Genomic DNA, 8,832 nt, shown 5'->3' on the forward strand with positions numbered 1-8,832 from the left:
GAGAATGTTATTTAATCATCAATCCTAAATGCTTTTGATCTTGCTTTATTTACTTGATCCGCAGTACCGTCAATTTTATACGAAATAAATTCTTGCGGAGCACTTTCACATATTTTGTCTAGCGTTTTCAAGAGTGTGAAATATCTCATACAGTTTACCATTTATTATATTTTAATCAGAAGTCTTAAATATCTTCCTACGAACTCCATCAGTCGTTCGTGCGAGGGAGCTTTCGTTGGCGCGAGGGCAGATTGAATATAACTCTTCCATACATAACATCCGTGTCGTATATCCTTCCATTTTGGTATTATATCTGGCATTTAGATTGTCTATACCACCATTCGCCTGAACTTCATTCATTTTCTTTTACCTCCGAATTTAATATAAAATCTACTGAATTTTTTGTTTATCTAATACTTACATGAATATATATAATTCGGTGGTCTTACTGCTTTTATGCCCCCCAACAGTTCTTGAATATATCGAAGGTCTATACCACTTTCTAAAAGGTGGGCAGCAAAATTATGTCGGAGAGATTATACCTCTCGCAACGTCGCCTCGGATGCTGCCTCCATCAAGCGCTGTAAAGAATGGGAGGATATCATCTATGCGCATAAAGAACCCATCCAATATTCCAACTTTTCAAAGAATCATTCCTATCTTTGTGCTTCTGCGTCTGCGTCTCTGTAGCTTCAGAAATAACTTGCCACAGAGGCGCAGAGAACACAGAGAGCTTTTTGAAATATTTCTTGCCTCTGCGCCTCCGTGCCTCTGTGGCGATTGTTTTTACACACCCTTTTTGGGTTTACCAGCAGCTTCATAATCATTAAATCAAATCGAAGCACTTATACATCCCATGTTTCGAATTATTTTTGTACTGGACATCCTTAAAGGAAACGCAGTCCACGCTATCAGGGGAGAGAGAGCAAAGTATCAGCCCATACAGAGTAAGGTATGCAATTCATCAACCCCCCTGGAAATAGTATCCGCGCTTAAACCTGCGGAGGTTTATATTGCTGACCTTGATCGGTTACAGCATTTCGGAGATAATTTCGAGCTTATCAAAAAAATATCCGCAAAGGCAAAGACTATGGTGGACATAGGCGCGGAAAATATGGATGATGTAAGAAAATGTGCCGAAATCGCAAACACGGTGATCCTGGGTACCGAAACAGCTTCTCTTGATTTGATAAAAACTGCGGCTGAACAGTTCCCGGGCGGCATTAATGTGAGCATTGATATTAAGAATGGCGAAGTGCTGACAAAGGACAGGAATATGATGATGAAGCCGCATGAGCTTGTAAAACTGTTGAATGGCTACAATATCAGGGACATTATCATCCTGGAGCTCGGTAAAGTCGGTACAGGCGCCGGGATTGATACGGATTTTTTACGCGGCGTGGTCGAATTATCTAAGCATAGCGTTTTGCTTGGCGGGGGGATACGGGATATGACAGATATCAATACGCTAAAAGAAACAGGGGTCAGCGGTGCACTTGTGGCTACGGCGGTACATGGGGGAATGATTCCACTGGAATTGATCAGATGAAAATCAAACCAACAGTGAACTAAAAAGATATAGCGGGAGTTCGTATCGAGTTCGTAGAAGTTCGTTGTTTATTTTTCACATTTGACCGAAACACACCTTCCTATACCCGCAATCCATACAAAATTGCACTTTCCACTTCTCTAAAAGCTGGGGCAGCCGGGCGGAGATGAGCTCCCAGTCAACTACCCTGCCGGGCTTGAAACAAAGGAGCCTCAGGGCTTCTTTATCCTGAAACAGTATCTTTTCGTCGGTATATTCACCGCTTGAGCATTTATTATCTTTCAGGTACGGGCACCGGGCGCAAACCTCATCGGGTCCTTCTACTATCTCCACTTCCTCTTTCGCGACTACTGAATAAATATTTTTAATAAACTCCTCTGAATATCCTTCTCCCCTGAAAAAATTAAGGCATATAAGATGATGACCTCTGAGTTTAGCCTTCATAGGTGAGCCCCTGAAAAAAGTGCATTCGCATTTATTCACACTTGTAATTCAATCCTATTAATATTTCTGTCAAAGGCATCTCAGAAACTTTTAATTAAACAGCCGCCTACATCATCAATTATATGAGCGAGGCACTTCGAACAGACCTTTACCAGCTTACAATGATGCAGGCTTACTGGAAATCAGGGCATAAGCCGGAAGCTACTTTTGATTATTTTGTCAGGAAAATACCCGCAGGCTCATATCTTGTAACCGCCGGGCTGAGCTATGTCCTGGATTATATCGAAAACCTGCATTTTGAAGATAATGATATCGAATACCTGAGAACCCAGGGCTTTAATGAGGAGTTCCTGGACTTCCTCGGTGATTTCAGGTTCACCGGCGATATTCTCGCAATGCCTGAAGGGAGTATCGCATTCCCTCTTGAGCCTATAATAAGGATAACAGCGCCTATAATGGAAGCCCAGCTTGTAGAGACTTATATACTGAACAAGATGAACTTCTCAACCCTTATTGCTACAAAAGCCGCCCGTGTGGTATATGCGGCGCGCGGCAGGGGAATAGCGGAATTCGGATTGCGCCGGGCACAGGGGGACGGGCATCTTGAGGCGACCCGCGCAACATATATAGGCGGATGCACTTCGACGTCCAATGTACTGGCGGGAAAAATATTCGGCATCCCGGTCTCAGGTACTATGGCGCATTCATTCGTTACAAGCTTTGAACACGAGATCGATGCCTTCCGGGCTTATGCAGATACGTTCCCCTCAAAATGCTTCCTGCTGATAGATACCTATAACAGCATCGAGGGTGCAAAAAAAGCTGTAATTGTAGGAAAAGAACTGGAACAGACAGGCGAAAAACTCCAGGGTGTCAGGCTTGATAGCGGGAATTTAAGCGAGCTATCAAAAGGTGTGCGCAGGATACTTGATGATGCGGGGCTTGGTTACGTAAAGATAGTGGCAAGCGGAGACCTTAATGAGTGGAAAATAGACGAACTCATGAGAAAAGGCGCGAAAATCGATCTGTTCGGCGTGGGCACAGAGCTTATAACAGGAAGACCTGCCCCGGCGCTTGATGGTATTTACAAGCTTTCAGAGGTTGCGGAGCATGGCAGGCACGTTCCCAGGATGAAACTCTCAGAGGAAACTGTGAAAGCCACGCTCCCCGGAAAGAAGCGCGTATGGCGCATCGTTGAGGATGGGGGATTCGTAAAAGACGTCATATCGTTAGACAGCGAAGTTGTGGACAACGCCGTGCCTTTACTTGAACCTGTTGTTAAAAACGGGAAGCTTATCTGCAATAGACCCTCGCTTGTGCAGATAAGAGAGATTGCAGCCCGGAATCTGGCGAAGCTGCCTGATGAGTACAGGAAGCTGGAGGGGGCACCGGTGTATCCTGTGGAACTCAGTTCCGGACTGACCGCGCTCAGGGAACGCCTCGTTAAGAAAATAAGACTGGAAGAGATAGGTCTTAAGATATAAGAGCCCGTATGTTTGATTAAATGAAAGGGGAGGAATCTAAATCAACAGCGCAATGGCAAAAATAATCGAAGATAAAGAGCTGAGAAATAAAAATTATGTCTTCAGGGATAGGTTTCATGCGGGAGAGTTGCTCGCACAGAAACTTAAACCATATATCGAACCGGCCGCTAATCCCATCGTTCTGGCTATACCATCAGGAGGCGTCCCGGTCGGGGTCACGATTGCAAAAAGATTGAATGTCCCATTGGATTTAATAATCGTAAGGAAAATCCCAATTCCAGATAATCCGGAGGCTGGTTTTGGTTCTATAAGCTGGGATGGAGAGGTGATGATCAACAGAAGGCTGGTACAACAGCTCCAATTAACCGATGCCGAAATCGAATCAGCAGTTCAAAAAGTCAAAATCGAACTTAACAGAAGATTGGAAAAGTTCAGAGGAAAAATACCTTTTCCTCAATTAAAAGATAGAACTGTAATAATAGTAGACGATGGGCTGGCTTCAGGTTATACCATGCTATCGGCTGTAAATTCCATCAGAAGAAAACATTCACCCGCCGCCATTATAGTAGCAATTCCCACCGCCTCGACAAGTACGCTTGAACTTGTGAGTCCTCAAGTCGATAAAATCTTTTGTCTTAACATCAGGGATACGATGATGTTCGCTGTAGCTGATGCTTATCAGAAGTGGTATGATCTTAGTGAGGAGGAAGTGCTGGAAATTTTGAAGGGATTTTTCAGGTAAATATCAATTAAAGAACATATCCGAAAAATATTAATCGTTTTGAGAATAATTAGAATATAGAGCGGGGTTAGAAATGAGTTTGAATACTAATAAAAAGTTTTTGGTAAGTTTTTAAGAAATCAGAGGAGGTGAACCACCATGCCAAAATATATAATACTGTTTCGCTTTACGCCAAAAGGCATTGAACATATAAAGGAGAGCCCGGCCCGGGTAGAAGCAGCTAAACAACTCTTTCGGGAGATGAACGCAAAGGTGGAAGAGTTCTACGCGCTCATGGGTCGATACGATACTATATTCATAGCCGAAGCGCCTGATGATGAAACAATAGTTAAGGCGGTTGCAGCCGTTGGTTCTTTAGGCAATGTCCAGGCTGAGACACTCCGCGCCTTTACAGAAGAGGAATTCAGGAACCTCGTTGAAGCACTGCCCTGATTGATAACCGACCCCGCTCTCAATGATAAATCAGGTAAATATGGATTTTGATATCAACGATAGAATTCTTACCTTGAATCTCGACATGATCCAGACCGTTGCTCTTGCTTCCCTAATTCTCTTCCTCGGTTATTTTCTGATAAGAAAATGGAAGGTTCTCAATCGTTTTGCCATCCCAGCTCCAGTGGTGGGTGGATTGACCTTTGCTATCTTTGCCTTTATTTTCAGACTGACCGGGCTTTTTGCCTTCCAATTTGACACAACCCTTCTATCCCCATTTTTGATTGCTTTCTTTACCAGTATCGGGCTCGGTGCAAGCTTTTCCCTTCTCAAAGTAGGGGGTCGCCAGATAATCTTTTTCTGGGTTTTGGCATCTTTTCTGGCTATTTTCCAGAATGTGGTTGGTGTGTTTATGGCAATGTTAATGGGTGTAGATCCTTTCCTGGGTCTAATAGCTGGCTCTGTAACCATGACAGGAGGACATGGAACCGGGCTTGCCTTTGGTCCCATATTCGAGATTCTTGGACTGAAAGGGGCCACGACTTGTTGTATGGCATCAGCTACATTTGGTCTTATTGCAGGCGGACTTATTGGGGGACCTGTGGGAATCTATCTTATAAACAAAAAGATGCTTGAAAAACATGAGAATAAAATTCCCTTAAAGAAAGAGGTTATGGTCGAATCCATGGATAAAATGGCTGCAGAGAAGGAGGAAGCAGCAGGGCTAAGTGCCTATCAGTTCCTGAAATACATGACAATTATCCTTTTGTGTATGTGGCTTGGGTCAATCGTCAGTAAAGGATTTGAAAGCCGTGGTATTACATTACCTGCCTATATAGGTGCAATGCTCATCGCAGCAGCCTTGAGGAATCTCTTTGATTACTCAAAAATCCTGAAAATCTCACAAAACTATGTGGAGCTTCTTGGATCTATTGCTCTCTCCCTTTTCCTTTCCATGGCTTTGATGAATCTGAAGCTATGGGAACTCCTGGATCTGGCGGCTCCTATGCTGATTATACTTTTTATACAGGTCACCCTTATGGCGTTATATGCTATTTTTATAACTTTTCAGGTCATGGGAAGAGATTACGATGCAGCGGTAATGGCATCTGGACATTGCGGATTTGGTCTTGGAGCCACTCCCACCGCCATAGCCAACATGAGGGCATTAGTGGAGAAATTCGGTCCGGCTCCGAGGGCATTTCTTGTTATTCCAATTGTGGGAGCATTCTTTGTTGATTTCTCTAACGCTATTATAATTACATTTTTCGCAAATGTACTAAAGTGAAAAGTCTCTCACATATCTTAGATGTTAGAATTCTAAGAAGGTGAGCTATTCGTGCCCTCCAAACCAATAAGAACCATTGCAGATGTTGATAGCATGGTTTTATTTACACAGAGTTAAGATATATATCTGGTGAGAGTGTGAAATACATCGAGCTTGTCGATCTCTATGAGGCGATAGGCGCAACCACAAAGCGCCTTGAGATAACTCGCTACCTTGTGGACGTTTTAAAAAAGACACCCGGCGAGGTGATAGGTAAGGTCGTTTATCTCACGCAGGGCAAACTTTACCCGGATTTTGCAGGGGTAGAGATGGGGATGGCTGAAAAAATGGCTCTCAGGGCACTTTCAGCCGCTACGGGACTTCCTCTGGAGAAAGTGGAGAGGGAATTAAGGAGCAAGGGGGATATAGGCACTGCTGCCGAAAATCTGCTGAAGGCAAAAAAGCAGGCAACACTTTCTGAAAAGGAACTTCTGGTACGGGATGTTTATGATGTTCTTGATAAGATAGCAAGAATAACGGGAGCGGGAAGTGTCGAGGCTAAGGTGAGAGCACTCTCCGGGCTGCTTGCGGACGCAAAGCCCGTGGAGGCAAAATATATTATGCGCACGGTCACAGGAAAAATGAGACTGGGTATAGCAGATATGACGATCCTCGAAGCCCTGGCCCGGGCGTTCGCAGGTAAGGAAGCCAGGAAAGTTATAGAGAGAGCTTATAACCTTACATCCGACCTTGGGGATGTTGCCAGGACGCTGTGCACAGATGGTATAGAAGGCATAAAAAAATATCACGTCAAGACAGGAAGACCTGCCAGGATGATGCTGGCACAGCGCCTTGAAAGCGCGCAGGAGATCCTTGAGAAGCTCGGGAAAGCGATATGCGAGTGGAAGTACGATGGCGAGAGAATCCAGATCCATAAGCAGGGGAATAAAATATCGATGTTCTCAAGAAGGCTTGAGAACATCACAGGACAGTATCCTGATGTAGCAGACCTTGCGAGGAAGAACATCAAGGCAGACAGGGCTATAGTAGAGGGGGAGTGCGTCGCTGTTGATACCGATACCGGAGCTATGCTCCCGTTCCAGGTATTGATGCACCGCAGGCGAAAATACGGGATTGAGAAAGCTGCTAAGGAATTCCCCGCTCACATGTACCTTTTTGACGCACTGCTTATTGAGAACGATGACCTGACCCAGATGTCGCTACTTGAACGCAGGGAAATATTGAAGAAATCAATAAAAGAGACTAACGGGTTCAAACTGGCGCAATCCCTGATCTCGGATGATGTCAGGGAGATTGAGGCGTTCTTTGAGAGCGCTATAGAGAGCGGGTGCGAAGGGCTTATATTGAAAAGCGGTGCATCGGGTTATCAGGCAGGAGCCAGGAGCTGGCTCTGGATAAAACTCAAGCGCAGCTACCAGTCTAAGATGATCGAACCGATAGATGTAGTGATAGTAGGTGCGCTTATGGGCAGGGGCAGGAGGTCGGGAAGCTATGGAGCACTTCTGGTATCTGTTTATGACTCTGAAAGGGATGTTTTCCCCACAATAACCAAAGCGGGAAGCGGCTTTACTGACGAAGACCTGAAGAACCTGCCTGAACTCCTGTCACCTTATGAACTCAAGCACAGGCATGCAAGGGTTGAGAGCAAACTTGAAGCTAATGTCTGGTTCACTCCTGCTGTTGTAATTGAGGTGATAGGGGATGAACTTACTTTAAGTCCGATACATATGTGTGCATACAACCGTATAAGAAAGGATGCCGGCATAGCTGTCAGGTTCCCCAGGTTCACGCACAGGTGGAGGAAGGATAAGGCACCGGAAGATGCTACTAATGTGGAGGAGATCGTTGATATGTACAGAGCTCAGTTGAAACGAATCGCTGAGTAAGAGTACCAGGAAGATTCACCTATCGAACTCGTAGTGATCGGGCCATCTCTCCGGCGGCATGGGCGGAGGAAATTGCGGGTGCTCTCCCGGTATGACGTGAACCTTTCTTTCTTCCTTTTTCCTCAGCGCGCCAAGACCTAACCTTATCAGGGCGATGATAGCCTCTTCCTTTCTCATGTAGGTTCCCTGGGATACCAGGTTCCCTATGCTTATCTCTAAATCCGAGGGGATATTGATTGTAATTTCTCCCATGATTCTAATTTGACCTTTCTCTGCTTAATCATTTTGCTCTTTTGAAGGCAAGTTTTTTCAACTTACAAACCGAAAGGAGAATCATGCCAAATATTGCCAGACGCGACCAGAGCCTCTGTACTTTCTGCGGCGCCTGCAGGAACAGTGTAGCATGCCCGGCGGGCGAAGTTCTGGGCAGCGGTTGCATCGGATGCGGAGCCTGTGTGCTTGTCTGCTCCGGCTCGGCTATACATTTAATCGAGGATAGCGGCAAGAGAAAGAAGCTCCGCATAAATATCGATGGTAAGAGTTTCTCTGTACCTGAAAGGATCACTCTTAAGGATGCCCTTGGATTGGCAGGTATTTCTTTTTCTCATGAAGATGCCCCCTGCGGCGTGGGCGGCTGCTGGTGCTGCGCCGTGCTGGCGAATGGATATCCGGTGCCGGCATGCGTTACCTGTGTGAGGGATGGCATGATTATCGATACGCAGGCAGAGATAGAGCCGAGGCGGGTGGTTACTGGCTTTGGACCGCATATGGTGGGAGGCGTAGGAACACCTATAGACATCAGAAATTACGCTTATCCTGTAGAGGTAGCATGCTTTACCCACGGCTGCAATTTAAGATGCCCCCAGTGCCAGAACCATGTCATGGCATTCACCGGCGGCTTGGGCTTGATTACCGCCCCGCCTTTAGAAGAAATCTGGAGCAGCCAGCCGTGAGAGATGATAGAGATCAAGGAGATGCTTAGGATCTGTGCGTAAATAACTTACCCA

General features: G+C 45.4%; 9 protein-coding genes and 1 pseudogene. 7 read left to right on the top strand and 3 right to left on the bottom strand.

The genetic code is table 11. The features are described from left to right. Window positions 1-410: 410 nt before the first annotated feature. Window positions 411-527, bottom strand: a pseudogene (locus tag MNV_RS21220) (hypothetical protein); the annotation flags it as partial. Window positions 528-856: 329 nt separating this feature from the next. Here MNV_RS21220 and MNV_RS07660 point away from each other — a divergent pair. Then, a complete protein-coding gene (locus tag MNV_RS07660; RefSeq protein ID WP_096204964.1) occupies window positions 857-1,549 on the top strand; it encodes a HisA/HisF-related TIM barrel protein in 693 nt (230 codons plus the stop codon). Window positions 1,550-1,624: 75 nt separating this feature from the next. Here the strand turns inward: MNV_RS07660 and MNV_RS07665 are convergent, their stop codons facing one another. Beyond that, the gene (locus MNV_RS07665) at window positions 1,625-1,993 is read right to left on the bottom strand and encodes a DUF1284 domain-containing protein (RefSeq protein ID WP_096204965.1); all 369 of its coding nucleotides are present in this window, start codon (window positions 1,991-1,993) and stop codon (window positions 1,625-1,627) included. A gap of 122 nt (window positions 1,994-2,115) precedes the next feature. On the opposite strand from MNV_RS07665, the gene MNV_RS07670 reads away from it, so the two are divergent. From MNV_RS07670 to MNV_RS07690, 5 genes are all read left to right on the top strand, one after another. Continuing rightward, window positions 2,116-3,477, top strand: a complete 1,362-nt coding sequence (locus MNV_RS07670; protein ID WP_096204967.1) for a nicotinate phosphoribosyltransferase — start codon at window positions 2,116-2,118, stop codon at window positions 3,475-3,477. 52 nt (window positions 3,478-3,529) lie between these two features. Then, window positions 3,530-4,219: a phosphoribosyltransferase gene (locus MNV_RS07675; RefSeq protein ID WP_096204968.1), complete on the top strand. Its 690-nt coding sequence runs from the start codon at window positions 3,530-3,532 to the stop codon at window positions 4,217-4,219. A 138-nt stretch (window positions 4,220-4,357) separates the two neighbouring features. Next, window positions 4,358-4,651: a GYD domain-containing protein gene (locus MNV_RS07680; RefSeq protein WP_096204970.1), complete on the top strand. Its 294-nt coding sequence runs from the start codon at window positions 4,358-4,360 to the stop codon at window positions 4,649-4,651. Between the two features lie 40 nt (window positions 4,652-4,691). After that, window positions 4,692-5,939 carry a sodium/glutamate symporter gene (gene gltS / locus MNV_RS07685; RefSeq protein ID WP_096204971.1) on the top strand — a complete coding sequence of 416 codons (1,248 nt, stop codon included), beginning with the start codon at window positions 4,692-4,694 and terminating at the stop codon, window positions 5,937-5,939. Between the two features lie 137 nt (window positions 5,940-6,076). Next, window positions 6,077-7,825 (top strand): ATP-dependent DNA ligase, encoded by a 1,749-nt coding sequence (locus MNV_RS07690; protein ID WP_096204973.1) that lies wholly within the window; start codon window positions 6,077-6,079, stop codon window positions 7,823-7,825. A gap of 15 nt (window positions 7,826-7,840) precedes the next feature. Here MNV_RS07690 and MNV_RS07695 read toward each other — a convergent pair whose 3' ends face one another. Continuing rightward, a complete protein-coding gene (locus MNV_RS07695; RefSeq protein ID WP_096204974.1) occupies window positions 7,841-8,077 on the bottom strand; it encodes a hypothetical protein in 237 nt (78 codons plus the stop codon). An 83-nt stretch (window positions 8,078-8,160) separates the two neighbouring features. Here MNV_RS07695 and MNV_RS07700 point away from each other — a divergent pair, with 83 nt between their 5' ends. Beyond that, the gene (locus tag MNV_RS07700; protein WP_096204978.1) at window positions 8,161-8,778 is read left to right on the top strand and encodes a 2Fe-2S iron-sulfur cluster-binding protein; all 618 of its coding nucleotides are present in this window, start codon (window positions 8,161-8,163) and stop codon (window positions 8,776-8,778) included. The last annotated feature ends 54 nt before the right edge of the window (window positions 8,779-8,832 follow it).

The organism is Candidatus Methanoperedens nitratireducens, assembly GCF_900196725.1.
In the GTDB taxonomy this organism is placed as follows: Archaea; Halobacteriota; Methanosarcinia; order Methanosarcinales; family Methanoperedenaceae; genus Methanoperedens; species Methanoperedens nitroreducens_A.

Excerpts from the sequence above, each read along its gene's own strand:
- MNV_RS07660 (WP_096204964.1), top strand. The coding sequence starts at position 857 with ATGTTTCGAATTATTTTTGTACTGGACATCCTTAAAGGAAACGCAGTC.
- MNV_RS07665 (WP_096204965.1), bottom strand. The coding sequence starts at position 1,993 with ATGAAGGCTAAACTCAGAGGTCATCATCTTATATGCCTTAATTTTTTC.
- MNV_RS07670 (WP_096204967.1), top strand. The coding sequence starts at position 2,116 with ATGAGCGAGGCACTTCGAACAGACCTTTACCAGCTTACAATGATGCAG.
- MNV_RS07675 (WP_096204968.1), top strand. The coding sequence starts at position 3,530 with ATGGCAAAAATAATCGAAGATAAAGAGCTGAGAAATAAAAATTATGTC.
- MNV_RS07680 (WP_096204970.1), top strand. The coding sequence starts at position 4,358 with ATGCCAAAATATATAATACTGTTTCGCTTTACGCCAAAAGGCATTGAA.
- gltS (WP_096204971.1), top strand. The coding sequence starts at position 4,692 with ATGGATTTTGATATCAACGATAGAATTCTTACCTTGAATCTCGACATG.
- MNV_RS07695 (WP_096204974.1), bottom strand. The coding sequence starts at position 8,077 with ATGGGAGAAATTACAATCAATATCCCCTCGGATTTAGAGATAAGCATA.
- MNV_RS07700 (WP_096204978.1), top strand. The coding sequence starts at position 8,161 with ATGCCAAATATTGCCAGACGCGACCAGAGCCTCTGTACTTTCTGCGGC.